14 protein-coding genes are annotated in these 14,830 nt (G+C 47.0%); 12 read left to right on the forward strand and 2 right to left on the reverse strand.

Annotated elements, in window-relative coordinates; all coding sequences use genetic code 11:
- Positions 1–151: 151 nt before the first annotated feature.
- Both OO778_RS05885 and OO778_RS05890 read left to right on the forward strand, forming a co-directional pair.
- Complete coding sequence (locus tag OO778_RS05885; protein WP_264910982.1) at positions 152–1,987, forward strand: sensor histidine kinase; 1,836 nt, start codon at positions 152–154, stop codon at positions 1,985–1,987.
- 20 nt (positions 1,988–2,007) lie between these two features.
- Complete coding sequence (locus OO778_RS05890; protein WP_005457930.1) at positions 2,008–2,619, forward strand: response regulator; 612 nt, start codon at positions 2,008–2,010, stop codon at positions 2,617–2,619.
- 19 nt (positions 2,620–2,638) lie between these two features.
- Here OO778_RS05890 and OO778_RS05895 read toward each other — a convergent pair whose 3' ends face one another.
- Positions 2,639–3,535 (reverse strand): LysR family transcriptional regulator, encoded by an 897-nt coding sequence (locus OO778_RS05895; RefSeq protein ID WP_264910995.1) that lies wholly within the window; start codon positions 3,533–3,535, stop codon positions 2,639–2,641.
- A 140-nt stretch (positions 3,536–3,675) separates the two neighbouring features.
- Between OO778_RS05895 and OO778_RS05900 the strand changes: the two genes are divergently transcribed.
- From OO778_RS05900 to OO778_RS05910, 3 genes are all read left to right on the forward strand, one after another.
- The gene (locus OO778_RS05900; RefSeq protein WP_005494637.1) at positions 3,676–4,074 is read left to right on the forward strand and encodes a hypothetical protein; all 399 of its coding nucleotides are present in this window, start codon (positions 3,676–3,678) and stop codon (positions 4,072–4,074) included.
- 61 nt (positions 4,075–4,135) lie between these two features.
- A complete protein-coding gene (locus OO778_RS05905) occupies positions 4,136–6,247 on the forward strand; it encodes a protein-disulfide reductase DsbD domain-containing protein (RefSeq protein WP_264910998.1) in 2,112 nt (703 codons plus the stop codon).
- Positions 6,244–6,759: a protein disulfide oxidoreductase gene (locus tag OO778_RS05910; protein ID WP_264911000.1), complete on the forward strand. Its 516-nt coding sequence runs from the start codon at positions 6,244–6,246 to the stop codon at positions 6,757–6,759. Before OO778_RS05905 ends, OO778_RS05910 begins: the two co-directional genes overlap by 4 nt.
- Before the next feature lie 49 nt (positions 6,760–6,808).
- Here the strand turns inward: OO778_RS05910 and OO778_RS05915 are convergent, their stop codons facing one another.
- Positions 6,809–7,342 carry a hypothetical protein gene (locus OO778_RS05915; RefSeq protein WP_264911001.1) on the reverse strand — a complete coding sequence of 178 codons (534 nt, stop codon included), beginning with the start codon at positions 7,340–7,342 and terminating at the stop codon, positions 6,809–6,811.
- 376 nt (positions 7,343–7,718) lie between these two features.
- Between OO778_RS05915 and OO778_RS05920 the strand changes: the two genes are divergently transcribed.
- The 7 genes from OO778_RS05920 (at position 7,719) to OO778_RS05950 (ending at position 14,810) form a co-directional block, all read left to right on the forward strand.
- The gene (locus OO778_RS05920) at positions 7,719–8,531 is read left to right on the forward strand and encodes a TIGR02594 family protein (RefSeq protein WP_046874446.1); all 813 of its coding nucleotides are present in this window, start codon (positions 7,719–7,721) and stop codon (positions 8,529–8,531) included.
- A gap of 2 nt (positions 8,532–8,533) precedes the next feature.
- Entirely contained in the window at positions 8,534–8,968 is a 435-nt protein-coding gene (locus OO778_RS05925) for a hypothetical protein (protein WP_052708172.1), read from the forward strand.
- Positions 8,969–9,194: 226 nt separating this feature from the next.
- A complete protein-coding gene (locus OO778_RS05930; protein WP_264911005.1) occupies positions 9,195–10,328 on the forward strand; it encodes an efflux RND transporter periplasmic adaptor subunit in 1,134 nt (377 codons plus the stop codon).
- Complete coding sequence (locus tag OO778_RS05935; protein ID WP_264911007.1) at positions 10,321–11,592, forward strand: TolC family protein; 1,272 nt, start codon at positions 10,321–10,323, stop codon at positions 11,590–11,592. The genes OO778_RS05930 and OO778_RS05935 overlap by 8 nt, the downstream gene beginning before the upstream one ends.
- The gene (locus tag OO778_RS05940) at positions 11,589–12,803 is read left to right on the forward strand and encodes an ABC transporter permease (RefSeq protein WP_264911009.1); all 1,215 of its coding nucleotides are present in this window, start codon (positions 11,589–11,591) and stop codon (positions 12,801–12,803) included. The genes OO778_RS05935 and OO778_RS05940 overlap by 4 nt, the downstream gene beginning before the upstream one ends.
- Before the next feature lie 2 nt (positions 12,804–12,805).
- Positions 12,806–14,089, forward strand: coding sequence for an ABC transporter permease (locus OO778_RS05945; protein WP_264911011.1), 1,284 nt, complete (start codon positions 12,806–12,808; stop codon positions 14,087–14,089).
- A gap of 22 nt (positions 14,090–14,111) precedes the next feature.
- Entirely contained in the window at positions 14,112–14,810 is a 699-nt protein-coding gene (locus OO778_RS05950; protein WP_124008370.1) for an ABC transporter ATP-binding protein, read from the forward strand.
- The last annotated feature ends 20 nt before the right edge of the window (positions 14,811–14,830 follow it).

The raw sequence follows: 14,830 nt of genomic DNA on the forward strand, positions 1-14,830 counted from the left end.
ACTGACTGATTCCATTGTGAGAAATGCGCTGCGAGGTCGATATAGTGGATTTCCACATACCCAGATCAAAGTTGATCTAAAACAAATGTGGTTTACGGAAGGTAGCTGTTATTCTTGCTCCATTATTTTCGAAGGAACGATTCGACTCATCATGAACAAAACGCCACGGTTGCTTCAGTTTTGGATTCTTTGCTTGGTTATCTTTGCATCTTTAGCTCAGGGCGCTGTTTCTGAACAAGAATATCTGCAAGGAATGCAAGAGCAAAAGGCTGTGCAGCCAGAGGCCAAGCAGAAAGTCGAAGTGGGCGTGTTAGCGATACGTGGTCACCTTTATGCCGAGCAGAGATGGCAACCGACCATCGATTGGCTCAACCAGCAAATCTCGGATGTGTACTTTGAACTGCACCCGCTCAATTTGGACGAAATGGGGGAGGCGGTGAAGTTTCAGACCATGGACTTCATCTTAACCAACCCAGGTCAGGCTGTGCGCTTGGGCAGACAATATGCGTTGTCATGGATGGCAACATTGACGGGGCGCGCACCGCAAAACTCGAACTATAGCATTGGTTCTGCGTTGGTGGTTCGGGCAAATTCGCCATACCAAACATTAAAAGATGTTTCTGGATTTCCTGTCGCGGCAGTGTCCGAAAAAGCGTTTGGTGGTTATCTGACCCTGCGTTATCAAATCGTGGAAATGGGACTCGATCCGAATGACTTTTTTGCGGATGTTCGCTATCTCGGTTTCCCAATTGATGCCAATCTCTACCAATTACGTGACGGCAATGTTGAAGCCGCTGTCGTGCCTGCTTGTCTACTGGAACAGATGCAAAATGAAGGTCTGTTACAGCACGATGATTTTCGAGTCTTAAACCAACAGCCAAATGAACATTCTTCGTGCGCCGTTTCTACGCCGTTATATCCAAACTGGTCGTTTGCCAAAACAGAACGAGGCTCGTCTCTTCTGGCGAAAAAAATCGCGCAAGTCTTGCTTGCTATGCCACCAGAGCACCCCGCCATTATTGCCGCTGGCGCGTCAGGCTGGACATCGCCCGTTAGCTTGTTGAGCATTGATAAACTCTATCAGGCGTTGGATTTACATCCATTGCAGCAACCTTGGTGGAGTGAGGCGCTGCGCTGGTTGCGCAGTCATCAAGAATGGGCATGGGCACTGTTCATGTTTGTGATTGTATTGAACGCGTACCACTTTTGGCTTGAGTATCGATTTAGCAAGAGCAAGCAAGCGTTGGAGCAGACATCGTTACGTTTAAAAGAGAAAAGTGAACAGTTAGAGCATTCACAAAGAGTCGCGATTGTCGGTGAAATCGGCACCAGTCTTGCCCATGAACTCAATCAGCCACTGGCGGCTATTCGCAATTACAGTGAAGGCGGTTTACTTCGCTTGGCCAAAAAACGCCCTCATGAAGATATTGTTCCTGTGCTTGAGAAAATACAGGGGCAAGTTGAAAGAGCCGATGCAATTATTCAGCGCTTAAGAATGTTGATTCGCAAGCGCAGTGTCGACAAAGCGCCGTGCGATCTTCAAGTTCTTATTGATGACACGATTGAGTTGCTCCATTTTCGAATGCAGAAGCAAAATATTTCGATTGTGACCAGTATAGAAGGGAACGTCCGTCCGGTACTTGTCGACGCTGTGGGCGTTCAACAGGTTTTAGTTAATGTGATCAACAACGCCATTGATGCGTGTGCTTTGTTTCAGGAGAAATACCCCTCTTCGGGCTACCAAGGTAAAATTGCCCTGCATTGTGATTACCAAGCTAACCAGCTTTCTATTCGCATATTGGATAACGGCACTGGGTTACAACAAGATAATCCGACCCAAGCTTTTGTGAGCTCTAAAGCCGAAGGACTTGGGTTAGGGCTGGCGATTTGTCGTGACGTAATGGAAAAGCACGGCGGCGAGTTTCTCATTGCTTCGACCACGCCGCACGGCTGTTTGGTTGAGCTTGTGTTTCCTTATCAAAACTAATCGGTATTTAGGAGTAGTTAATGATCAGCAGTGAAAAGCAGCTGCCTGTTTATGTGGTTGACGATGATGAATCGGTACGTGATTCGCTGGCTTTTATGCTGGAGGAGCATGACTTTAACGTGACGACTTTTGCTGATGGGCAATCTTTTCTCGACGAAGTTAACATTCATCAGGCCGGATGCGTGATCCTTGATAGCCGAATGCCTAACCTTCGTGGTCAGCAAGTTCATCAATTTTTGAATGAGGCACACAGCCCATTAGCGGTGATTTATCTGACCGGTCATGGTGATGTACCGATGGCGGTCGATGCGTTGCAAGCTGGGGCGGTCAACTTTTTCCAAAAACCAGTCAAAGGCGATGAACTGGCTCAAGCAATATTACATGGTCAGATGCAGTCCGCGGCGAGCCTCGATATGGTGGCGGCAAGAGCGGCGTATGAATCACTAACGCCGCGCGAAAAAGATATCTTACGTTTGATCATTGCTGGTAAGCGCAATATTCGAATTGCGGATGAGCTGTGCATTGCAATGAGAACGGTGGAAGTTCATCGAGCCAGCTTACTGAAAAAGTTCTCAGCCAAAACCGTCGCAGAATTAGCCTATATTTATGGCAAGTTGGAGAATCCCATCTAGCGAGAGCTGAGCTGTAAGATTAGGAGCCTTCAAACTTCTGTTTGATGAAATCGATAAAAGTTCGCAGTCGTTTCGGTTGATAGCGATCTCGATGGAATATGGCGGAAAAGGGCACCGACGGGATTTCCCAATCTGGCATCACTTTTATCAGTTGGCCTAGCTCCACTTCTTCTGCACAGTAACTCAGTGGAACACGAATAATGCCGTTGCCGTGCAGCGCACCCATGACTAACGCTCGTCCATTTTTACAGCGCAAGTTGCCTTTTACGACCACATCGGCGTGGTCATTTGGGTTCTCTGCTTTACGATAGTTCCAACGCGTAACCGAACCAGTCAGAGTTCGATGTTCGGCCAGCTCTTTTGGGTGTTTTGGCATGCCATATTGCTGCACATAGCTCGGGCTTGCGAGCGTGACCATGTCAACCGTCATCAGCTTGCGCGCTACAAACCCTGCATCATCCAATTCCCCCATGCGAAATGCGACATCAAACTGATCTTCAATCAAATCAATACGAGGCGAAGAAAAGTCCAAGTCAATGCTGACGCTCGGGTACTGTTGCATAAACTCACACACGTATTTTGCGATGATGTCTTCGCCGATGTAGCCACCCACACAGTTCACTCGAATCACGCCGCGAATCTCTTGAGTATCATCGACGGCGGCAATCAACGCTTGGTCGATGTCTCGCAAAGCTTTTTCACAGTCGTGATAAAAGCGCTCGCCGGCATGAGTCAAACGCAGCGTGCGTGTGGTTCGGTTGAGTAGTGTTACGCCCATTTGCGCTTCAAGTCCGCTGATCTGGCGAGAAACGTGAGATCGAAAAACGGACAGAGCTTCCGCCGCTTTGGTGAAGTTGCTAAGTTGGGCGATCAAAACAAACGAGCGAATGTCGGCGAGATTAACTTTATTGAGCATAATGAGCGTGTTGCAAAAAGCGATGGGTTTAAGGTTATCACAATTATTTACCAATCATATCGGCAAGCAAGGTCGAACGACTTGAGCTTTACGACAACTTGCGTATTATTTTCTGCGTTTCCATCTTTATCTGACTTTTTATGAGCTTATTGATTTCACGACAAGGCACGCCTCAAAAGCGCGCGAAATGGCTGCTAGCAATGATTGGCTGGGTCATCGTCGTGTGTCTGATGCAAAATTCTGGTTTGGTTTCGGCATGCTCGATGAGTGATGACCAAACCTTGGTTTCTGCTTTATCTAGCGATGATGCTCATGTTGTGAAAGCTGATAAAGTCAAAGAGCCGAGTAAGTGTGAACTGTCTGAAAAGTTGATTCAGTTTACCCAGCATCAGCTCGAAGCCTTCATTGTCGTTTTGTTCATTGGCATTGTTTTAGCCGCAGTTTGGCGATGCAGTGCCTTTGTTAACGCGAGGCAATGGACTGAGCCCATCTACGACAAGCATCGAATTCATCTTACCTTTTGTGTGTTCCGAGAATGACAAGTGATTCTGGCCGAAAACGCCAGCCATTTTCTACACTTGTTATTAATTAGGAATCACTATGAATCACATTACTAAAGCGACTCAACTCGCGTCCATATTCTTTATGGCGTTGGTGTTGGGTTTGTTCTCTCTTAATCTCTCGGCGCAAACTACTGACACGGGATGGATGACCAATCCACAGCATCCGCCTGTGCAAACGCGTTTTGTTTTGACTGGTCAGCAAGATCCGCAAGCAAAAACGCTCACTGGTTATTTGGATGTTAAGCTGAGCGGAGACTGGAAAACTTATTGGCGATCGCCGGGCGAGGGTGGTGTCGCGCCATCGATAGATTGGCAAAACTCGCAAAACCTAAGCAAGGTTGATTGGCAATGGCCATATCCGCAAAAGTTCGAGTTATTGGGCATTGAGACTCTCGGTTACAAAGGCGACACTTTGTTCCCAATGACGCTGCATATCGACGATATGTCGAAACCCGTCACGATTGATGCAGTACTCACGCTCTCTTCCTGCACCACCATCTGTGTGTTGACGGACTATCAAATTCAACTGACTTTCCTGCCTTCTGAGCTGCAAATCGACGAGCAGGTGATGTTCAGTTACGCCCAAGCGGTGAGCAATGTGCCCCAGCCATCGCCGTTTATTGATGTCACTCAAGCAAGTTGGGATGCAAACCAATCGAAGTTGCAAATCAAGCTCACGAACACTCAAGGTTGGAACCAACCACAAGTGTTGGTGGACGGTGTCGATGAGGCAACGCGAGACTATAGCTTCAAGCTTGAAGGTATACATCAAGAGGGAAATACCGTTACCGCGAGCTATTTGGTGGATACTTGGTTAGGCGATGTGGAGTTAAGTGATCAGTCGTTGTTTGTGACCATCAAAGACGCCAACTTGTTGGCAGAAGAAACCACTCAAGCAATAGCTGAGGCGATAGTAGACCCACTGCCGAGCACGTCTGTAGTGAGTATTTTTCTGTTCGCTTTGCTCGGTGGTTTGATTCTCAACATCATGCCTTGCGTTCTTCCGGTTTTGGGGATGAAGCTCAGTAGTATTGTTGCCGCTCAAGGTATCGAGCGTCGTCAAATCCGCGCTCAGTTTGTTGCGTCTTCACTTGGCATCTTAACGTCGTTTTGGATTCTCGCTGGTTTTATTTTGGTGCTCAAGCTAACAGGTAATGCCATTGGTTGGGGCGTTCAGTTCCAAAGTCCTTGGTTTTTAGGATTGATGGTTCTGGTCACAGGTTTGTTTGGTGCCAACATGCTAGGACTGTTTCAAATCCGTCTTTCGTCTGGCACCAGTACATGGCTCGCGTCGAAAGGCGACAACTCGTTAGCTGGACACTATGTGCAAGGGATGTTTGCAACCTTGCTTGCTACGCCGTGTTCTGCGCCTTTCCTAGGAACGGCCGTGGCGTTTGCCTTGGGTGCCGATATGGTTACGCTGTTTGCAATTTTCACCGCCTTAGCGTTGGGGATGGCGTTGCCTTGGATTATGGTGGCAATTTTCCCAAGCATTGCGCTTAAATTGCCGAAGCCGGGTCAGTGGATGAACGTGGTCAAAGACGTATTTGGTGTGATGATGTTGGCCACCAGCGTTTGGCTACTGTCTTTGATGGCCAATCACTTACCAGTGTTTTGGGTCATTCTCGTCGGTTTAGTCGCGTTTATTGTTCTGATGATTCGCGTTAAACGCGTTCATGGCGATGAAGCACTCGTGGTATCCGGTTCTGCATCGCTTATCTTAATTGCTGGCGGGCTGCTACTTGGCAGTGTCACCGCAAATCAATGGGCGACACCGCTTCCTGAGGACTTAACATGGCAGAAGCTTTCCAACTTGGCTATCGAAGATCACGTCAATAATGGGCGAGTGGTGTTCGTGGATGTGACTGCGGATTGGTGTGTCACGTGTAAAGCGAACAAGATCGGCGTGATCTGGCAAGCTCCTGTCTACTCATTGCTGCAAAGCCCTAATGTGGCGACGCTAAAAGGGGATTGGACACATCCGGACGGCTCGGTAACGGACTTTTTACGAGCTCATGGGCGTTACGGTGTGCCGTTTAACATCGTCTATGGCCCGGCGGCGCCACAAGGTATCCCGTTACCTGTGATTCTTACTGATGATGTTGTTTTAAACGCGGTGAAACAAGCGAGTGGGGGAGCCATTCAATGAGTTCGACAAAGCAGCGTAGAACATTCCGATATTGGCTCATTCAAATCGTACAGATGGTGCTCATTATCACCGCTATTTCTATCGCGATGGATTGGTATCGCACCAAAGATATTCCTAAACAGGAGGCTCCACCATTGAGCTCCGTATTGAGCGATGGTGAATACTTGGATGCAATCGCGCAAAGTCATGAACAACCTGTCGTTGTTTACTTTTGGGCGACTTGGTGTCCCGCTTGTAAATTTGTAAGCCCAAGCGTGAGCTGGCTGAGTGATGACTATGCCGTAGTTGGCGTTTCTGGCTCATCGGGACCGAATGAGCGCGTGGCGCAGTTTATGCAGGCAAAAGAATATCGTTTTGAAAACATAAACGATCCTTCAAGCGATATTATGCGTGAATGGAAAATTATCGTGACTCCAACCATTTATATTTTAAGAAATGGTGAAGTGACCTCTATTACGACAGGCATCACAACGCCGATAGGAATATTGGCGAGAATTTGGTTGGCTCGATAACGAAATAAAAATCCGATATTCAAAATACTGAATATCGGATTTTTTCTTTTTATTTTCTCGCTCCAACGGGAATCATAATGTGTGCGTATGGCGTGCCTTTCCACATCACGTATGGGCCACCATAACTTGGATCGGTTGGTAGAGAGTCCAGCAACGCTTGGTCTGGGGTAATAATCATCAAGTGTGGTCCTTCCACAATCCATTGATTATCGTCCGTCATCCCTTCTGCAAATGGGTCGGTGTTACTGGCACCGCCATCACCCGCTAACATGTAAGAAATACCTAATGCTTTGGCTTGGAAAGGTTTTTTGTTCATCCAAGCGTCTGCCCATTCCATCCAAGGACCATCCATACACATTGGCGCTGTGCCTTCCAATTTAGGTGGCGTTGGGAAGCAAGTGTATTGGCTAGAACCTTCTTGCAGAACATTATTGTTCCAGTCCATCACTGTTACTTTATCGCGAATAGTCGGTGGTGCAGCACTCAGTGCATCTTCTAAAAGTGCTTTTGAATCATCGGCTGCGAATGCGCCAAAAGCGCAGCTGACCGAAACAACAGCAGTTAAATAAGGAGTTAGTTTCATAAATTAAACCTCAAGTTAATACAACATGAGAATATGAGCACTTTAATTATAGAATGATATTAAAAATAATAATCATTATTTAAATGGAAAATTATAAGCGATAGGTTTGTTATGTTAATTTAAGTGTTCTTTCATATACAGTTTATCGTCTACTAATACGTGTAGTTTAAAAACATCCGGCTGTTCTGCTTTGAAGCGTTACCAAAAGATGTTAGATAGGTGTTTTTAGTGATATGAGCTGAGTTTATTTGTAATCTATATTTTCAACACCTAATTTCCCTCGTATGGCTAATCGTATAAAAAATATTTCATCTTTATTCTTGTCACGCTAAGGCGTACTTTCTTAAGTATATGATTAGCTATAAAGGTAATGAGAATGGGACTAAAAATCCGTGGTTCTGTTGGTATAAATGGCACTAACTCTAAAAATGATGTTAAAGCAGTTCAACAATTTTTAAATGATAACCAAAAGAGAATAGGGTTTACCCGACTGTTGGTTGTTGATGGCTCGTTAGGGCGAAGCCCTCATTTATCGAAAACAGTAGAGGCAATAAAAGTGTGTCAGCGTAAGCTACTTTATATGGTAAAGCCAGATGGTCGGATCGATGTAAATGGTAGAACTCATCGTAAGCTCAATGGATTACCAACCTATAGCTCAGTGAAAAATGATCCTCATGATGCTCAAAAACTAGTAACCAAAGTACCTTGGATGAAAACAGCGTTGGGAGAAATTGGACAAAAAGAAGTTTCAGGCACTAAGGCCAATCCAAGGATTTTAGAGTATTTTACAGCATCTAAGTTCTGGGGCACTGATGACTCTGGAGGTCAAAATGCTTGGTGTGGTTCGTTTGCCGCTTGGGTTTTTAAACAACACGGAATCACTCCAGTAAAAGAAGCTTATCGAGCAAAGGAGTGGAAGGGTTTTGGTAAAAACATCTCAGAACCTATACATGGAGCTCTAGGGATTAAATCGAGAAAAGGTGGTGGGCATGTTGCTTTTGTCGTGGGAAAGAGCCCTGATGGTAGGCATTTGTACATGTTAGGAGGAAACCAAAGCAACCAAGTCAATATAGCAAAGTACTCTATTGATGTCTGGGACAAGTTCGTAGTACCGAGTAACTACGATGAAACAAAAGGTACTTTACCTGTATATACAAAAGGCTCTGCCTTAGCAGGAACGGAAAGTTAAATATGAAGAAATTTATAAGTTTGCTAGGCTGTGTAAGCTTATCAGCTTGTGCTTCACAGGGAGTGTACTCTCAGAATGAGGTACTCAAAGATGCGATAGTTCAAACGCCCTATTCTGCAGTGGTGAAAATTACAGGTTTTGAAAAGTTTGCTGAACACGAGGAAGATGTTCTCTTTAAAGTTCAAGCAGAAGTGATTCAGAAACTTCGTGGAGACGTTGGGTCTGAGATTACTTTCAGTATGTATGGCGAGCTAGGAGATGAGCCCAATATACACAATGATCCTGTCATTCTCACACTATGTCGTGATAAAGATACATATTATTGGCCTGGAACAGGGGCTGAGTTTGGGGCTAATCAAGAGAATATATTAAACGCTCAAGAAACAGCTGCTCACTTGGATACAGAGCAGCGCCATTTTGCACATTGTTCAGAATGAAATGGGGGGCGGTTGAAACGAGCGGTTACAGAGCTTGTTAGTCGCCATCGTAGACAGCGTCTTGCTGAATGATTCGTCGAGATTTTTTAGTCTTTGATTGTCAGAGGCGACTGACAAAGCCTTACCAACTGTGACAACCAAACCTCTATTAAAGCAGGATATTATTCCTTCAACTTTGTGTTTTAGGAGTAGTCATTAGACTACCCAATAATTGTTGGAATAAATAATGACGAAACGTTGGCTTGTCTCCGCTGTGAGCATCGCGCTGCTCGGCGGTGGTACGTATTTCTATCTCCAATCTGCTGCTCAACCAGAATTGCTGCCTACATTGATTGTGGAAAGAGGCACGATTGAAAAACAAGCGGTGGCTGTTGGTAAAATTGTCCCTGCACACTCTGTGTCTATCAAGTCACAAATCGACGGTATTGTCGGTGAAATTTACGCGAAAGTTGGTGAAAAGGTGAAGCAAGGCCAGCCGCTGATCAAAGTGCGTCCAAACCCAACCCCCCAAGCATTAACGGATGCATCGGCAGAACTCATGCGTAGCGAAGCCGATCTGGAATCCGCCAAACAAAAACTGTCTAACCTAGAAAGCTTGGTCAAGCAGGACATTATTCCAAGTAACTACGACGAATACGTAAGTGCGCGCTCGGCAGTCAAATCTGCGCAAGCGGACGTATTGCAAAAGCGCCAGAATCTCGAACTCATCCGCAGTGGTGAGGCGTCTATCGGTGATGCACGTTTAACGTCGACGATCTACGCGCCAATTGATGGCACGGTACTCAACCAGAAAGTTGAGGTCGGAGAGCCGATCATCTCGACTCAATCAAGCCAAGCCGCGACTGAAATGATGTCATTGGCCGACATGAACAGTCTGATTTTTAAAGGTAGCGTCAGTGAGCATGATGCTGCGCAGTTGTCTCCGGGAATGCCCGTTATGTTGACGGTGGCGCCTTATCCTGATGTGGCGATTTCTGGTGTGCTAACCAAAGTGGCGATTCAATCTGAGAACCTCAACTCACCAGAGGGCAATGCTTCGGCAAAAAGTTTTGATAACGGTTTTGAGGTTGAAGTGGGAGAACTCAAGATCCCACAAGATGTGTTGCTTCGTTCTGGTTTTTCATCGACGGCTCAAATCATTCTGAAGAAGTCTGAAAACGTGCTCACTCTACCGGAGCGCGCTCTGCAATTTGATGGTGACGCACCGAATGTTCTGATCCCCGATAGCTCAGAACAAGGGTTTCATAAACAACCTGTGAAACTCGGTCTGTCAGATGGCATCAATGTCGAAGTGCTTGATGGCGTGGAGCTTGATGAAGAGGTCATCGACAACAGCATGATGGGAGCGGCGCATGGTTAAGCCGCAACGATCAAAAATCGCCTTTGCATTGTTGGCTGCCACGCTCAGTTTGCCGACCTACGCAATTTCTATTGAACAAGCTTGGCAACAAGCAAAGCATAACGATCCAAACTACGAAAAAGCGAAAATCGGCGTCCAGCTTGGCGAGGTTGGCGTACAGAGTAGCCGCAGAGCGTTATTGCCGGGTTTAAGTGCCAGTGCGTCAGCGGATTGGAATGAGTCTTCAAGCCATTCCAATAGTTACGGCGCTACCTTATCTCAAACTATTTGGGATAGCAGTTTGTGGTCGGAACTGGATCAAGCGAATGCCAATTATCTCAAAGCACAGTTAGAGCTATCTCAATCGCATAACGAGCTTGCGCAGAAGTTGCTCACCGCTTACCTAGATGTGGCAAGTGCACAGGGCGACCTCAAATTGGCGCAGTCCAAGCTGGAGGAGGGGAAGGAACTTCTCAACATCATTGAGAAACGCTATCGAGCAGGCAAAGTGAAGTCGGTTGATGTTGAAGAGATGCGAGCGAATCAAGTCTCCGAGCAAGCAAGTATCCTCAATGCAAAAGCTGATCTCGAAGTGAAAAAAGCAGAGCTTGCGGCGTTAATCAATCAAATGCCGGAGAGTGTCGACCAAATTCGAACGGATTCTTTGATTCAGCCACCGATGCTGGTGGACTCTCAGGAGCAATGGCTAAAGCTGGCGAAAGACAGCAGTCCAGAGCTGTTGGTGGCGGCGCAAATGGTGAAAGCGAGCGAGTTCGCGAAAGATTCAGCTAAAGGTGGATACTACCCGACTGTCAAAGGCAGTGTGGGCTACAGCGATGGTGACAATCGTTCAAACGGCGAGTTTAACGCTGGGATTAGTTTGAGTTTGCCGATTGACCTCAATGGTGCAGTGCGAGCGAAAGTGGACGAAGCATCGTTGAACATTTTAAGCGCCAAGCAAGATATGCGTAGAGTGGAAATTGATATTCAGAAACGAGTTATTCAGCAGTTTACGCAGGTCGATATCAACTGGAACCAAGTTTTGATAGCGAACGAGCTGGTTGAGTCGCGCGCCAGAGTGTTGCAAAGCAAAGAGAAACTTTATGACGCTGGCCTGCTTGAAGTGTCGGAAGTTATCAGCGCACACAACAGCTTGTTTGAGGCGAAAAACAGTCTGCAAACCAACTTGTACAGCTACTGGCGTAAGAGAATCGGCTTACTGCAAACCGCAGGGAAACTCAATGACGATACCATGGCGTTGATCTCTCGAGCTTTTCATTCATGAGCAGTCTATTGCAACAAACTTGGCAAACGTTGATGGCGCATCGCATGAAGAGCGTGCTAGCCATTATCGCGATTGCTTGGGGCGTGATCTCTGTGGTGGTGTTAATCGCACTTGGCGAAGGCTTTTATCGCCATCAGACCCAGTCGTTTTCATTTATGATCAACAATGTGCAAGTGGTGTTTCCGTCGAGTACCAGCAAACCGTGGCAAGGGTTACCTTCAAGACGACAAATTGATATTCCACAAGAAAAAGTCGACATGATCAAACAGTCAGGCTTCGTGCAACAGGCGTCGAGCGTTTACGCCAAATGGGATGCGAATATCACCAACCTCAAAGGACAGAACTTATCGAGTACGGTCAGCGGTATTGATACGTCTTACTTTCCTTTAATGCAACGCAAGCTGCAATCCGGTTCGAGAAACCTGTCATCAAGTGATATGAACAACCACACTCGCGTGGCAGTGTTAGGCGATCAAATTGCGCAAATGGGCGGAATTCAAATCGGGGATAGGCTCAAAGTCAACGGCATTCCGTTTTTGGTGATTGGTGTCACCGTCGGTGAGAACACTGGCATTTCATTTGGCGATAGCCGCACTGTTTTCATTCCTCAAACAACGTACCGCGATTTGTGGGATGCGAAACCTTGGATGGTATTGATGAAGCCGAGAGACGGGATGGATGCACCGTCGTTTCGACAAAATATCGTGAACTTTTTCTCCAAGCAGCTTCATTTTGACCCAAGTGATAAAGACGCGGTCGAATTACCCGACTTTAGTGAAGGTGCGGCGGTCATCAGTGGAATTTTGCGTGGCATTCAGATTTTTCTCGGAGCGAGCGGTGCGATGACAATGGCGGTCGGTGCGCTTGGCGTTGCCAACATCATGTTTTTATCTGTCACGGAGCGCACGCGTGAAATCGGTGTGCGTTTGGCGATCGGGGCGACTCAAAAATCCATACTCAGTCAGTTTATTCTTGAAGGGCTTATTTTGGTAGCTGTGGGCACGGCATTAGGTCTGATGTTTTCGTATGCAGTGGTGTCTGTCCTAAGCAGCATGGCATTACCGGAATGGATGGGTTTGCCTGTGATCACGCCAGATTCCATTGCTTGGTCTTTACTTGTGACGCTTATCTTGGCATTGATGGCGTCGTATTTCCCAGCAAGGCGAGCATCGCGTCTCACGCTAGTCATTGCTTTGAGTGCGAGGGCGTAGTCATGTTGTTACCGATGAGACAAATTTTCCAAGAAATGGCCGCAGAAAAGCTGAGATTGGGTTTGACCATTCTGGCTGTAGCGTGGGCGACCCTCTGTATCGCTGCTATGTTGGCGGTAGGTGAGGGTATTCGTCAGGGCGTATTGAAAACCGCACAAAATGGTAACGGCAACTTGATCTATTTGACCGGAGGGATGGCCACCGTCGACCACGGTGCTTTTCACCAAGGTAAGTTTCTGACATTAAAAATGGACGATTCAGAGGTCGTTCGAGCGTTACCCGATGTAAAAAGTGTTGCGCCAACTGCGAAGTGGAAAGAGCGCATCACCGTTGGTGATAGAAACTCGTGGCAAGAACCGTTAGCGGTCACGAGTGAGTTTCAATCCATGACCAATTTGGTGCCGATGGCGGGGGGGCGATGGTTAAATCCACTCGATCAAAAAGAGACGCGCAAAGTCGTTGTACTGGGTTATGAACTGGCAGCCGACTTATTCAACCCGAATGAGGACTTTAGCTGGTTTGCGACAGTCACATTGCAAGTCAACCCTGTGGGGCAAAAGGTAAAAATCGGCAATGAGGAGTTCACCGTTGTGGGCGTATTGGAGAAAAACAGCGCCCAAATAGAACTGGGGGATCTTATCAACTATTCCAGTTTTGTGCCGTTAGCGACGTGGAAGCGATTTCATGTCAACGGTGAAATTGGTGGCATCAATGTGCAGCCACAAGCGGATGCAGACCGAGAAGCCTTAGCAAAGACGATAAGGCAAGTGATTGCCCGTAAACACGGGGCAAGTGTCAGTGATGAACAGGTCGTCCAAGTCGATGATATGTTCCTTAAGCAAAAGAGTATGCAGCAGTTTCTGATAGGTTTGCAGAGTTTCCTTGGCATTATCGGCTTCGTGACGTTAGCTGTTGCTGGCGTTGGCATCGCCAATGTGATGTATGCCACCGTAAAGCGATCTACGCGTGATATCGGTGTGCGCATGGCAGTCGGTGCAACCCCAACGGCTATTCGCATGCACTATTTAGTACAGTCTTTATTGACAATGATGATGGGGGGGGCGTTTGGGTTAGCCGTGACATACGCGCTGGTGTCTGCCATCAGTTCCATTCCTTTAGAGGGCAATGCCTTTTATGAACAACTGGGTAAACCTGTCCCTGAGTTGTCGTGGGTCGTTGTCGCGATTGTCATCCTCACCTTAGTGATCATTGGTGTGGCATCTGCATGGTTACCTGCAAACCGAGCCGCAAAAGTCAGCCCATTGGAGGCGCTACAAAGTGAATAACAACAATAACTCTGGAGAGAACATGTCGAACAAGCCGCTTGTTGAGCTGACTAACATCTGTAAATACTACTCAAGCGGGGAGGCGGAAGTTCGCGCGCTAGACGGCGTTGACTTAACCATTAATCAAGGCGAGTTTCTTTCGATTCTTGGCCCGTCCGGTTCGGGTAAGTCAACGTTGATGAACATGCTCGGCTGTTTAGATAAGCCCACTGATGGCGAGTACCAACTTGGCGGCCAAAACGTCGCAAGTTTAAGTGCGAATGACCTCGCTGGCATTCGTAACCAAAAGATCGGGTTTGTCTTCCAAAGCTTTAACTTATTGGAATACGCGACGGCGCTTGATAACGTGGCACTGCCGTTGGTTTACTCTGGTATCAAAGCCAAAGAACGTCGCCAGCGCGCAGCTAAATTGCTAGAGCAAGTCGGGCTAGGGGATCGTTTAGACCATAAACCAAACCAGCTTTCTGGTGGTCAAAAGCAGAGAGTTGCGATTGCAAGAGCCTTGGTCAACGACCCTCAAATCATCCTAGCTGACGAGCCAACCGGTGCATTGGATTCAAAATCAGGCGCAGAGATTGAAGCCTTGTTCAACCAACTTCACGCTGAAGGCAGAACCTTGATCATCGTGACGCACGATAACGCCCTAGCAGAGCGCACCAAACGCATCATCACCATCAAAGATGGCAAGGTGATTTCGGATAGGGCTCCGGAGGGAAGATAAATGAATTCTTCTTGATTGAG

Source organism: Vibrio sp. STUT-A16, from assembly GCF_026000495.1.
Lineage (GTDB): Bacteria > Pseudomonadota > Gammaproteobacteria > Enterobacterales > Vibrionaceae > Vibrio > Vibrio diabolicus.

What these genes read in the sequence shown, in the direction of transcription:
- OO778_RS05885 (WP_264910982.1), top strand. Translation starts at nt 152, where the DNA reads ATGAACAAAACGCCACGGTTGCTTCAGTTTTGGATTCTTTGCTTGGTT.
- OO778_RS05890 (WP_005457930.1), top strand. Translation starts at nt 2,008, where the DNA reads ATGATCAGCAGTGAAAAGCAGCTGCCTGTTTATGTGGTTGACGATGAT.
- OO778_RS05895 (WP_264910995.1), bottom strand. Translation starts at nt 3,535, where the DNA reads ATGCTCAATAAAGTTAATCTCGCCGACATTCGCTCGTTTGTTTTGATC.
- OO778_RS05900 (WP_005494637.1), top strand. Translation starts at nt 3,676, where the DNA reads ATGAGCTTATTGATTTCACGACAAGGCACGCCTCAAAAGCGCGCGAAA.
- OO778_RS05905 (WP_264910998.1), top strand. Translation starts at nt 4,136, where the DNA reads ATGAATCACATTACTAAAGCGACTCAACTCGCGTCCATATTCTTTATG.
- OO778_RS05910 (WP_264911000.1), top strand. Translation starts at nt 6,244, where the DNA reads ATGAGTTCGACAAAGCAGCGTAGAACATTCCGATATTGGCTCATTCAA.
- OO778_RS05915 (WP_264911001.1), bottom strand. Translation starts at nt 7,342, where the DNA reads ATGAAACTAACTCCTTATTTAACTGCTGTTGTTTCGGTCAGCTGCGCT.
- OO778_RS05920 (WP_046874446.1), top strand. Translation starts at nt 7,719, where the DNA reads ATGGGACTAAAAATCCGTGGTTCTGTTGGTATAAATGGCACTAACTCT.
- OO778_RS05925 (WP_052708172.1), top strand. Translation starts at nt 8,534, where the DNA reads ATGAAGAAATTTATAAGTTTGCTAGGCTGTGTAAGCTTATCAGCTTGT.
- OO778_RS05930 (WP_264911005.1), top strand. Translation starts at nt 9,195, where the DNA reads ATGACGAAACGTTGGCTTGTCTCCGCTGTGAGCATCGCGCTGCTCGGC.
- OO778_RS05935 (WP_264911007.1), top strand. Translation starts at nt 10,321, where the DNA reads ATGGTTAAGCCGCAACGATCAAAAATCGCCTTTGCATTGTTGGCTGCC.
- OO778_RS05940 (WP_264911009.1), top strand. Translation starts at nt 11,589, where the DNA reads ATGAGCAGTCTATTGCAACAAACTTGGCAAACGTTGATGGCGCATCGC.
- OO778_RS05945 (WP_264911011.1), top strand. Translation starts at nt 12,806, where the DNA reads ATGTTGTTACCGATGAGACAAATTTTCCAAGAAATGGCCGCAGAAAAG.
- OO778_RS05950 (WP_124008370.1), top strand. Translation starts at nt 14,112, where the DNA reads ATGTCGAACAAGCCGCTTGTTGAGCTGACTAACATCTGTAAATACTAC.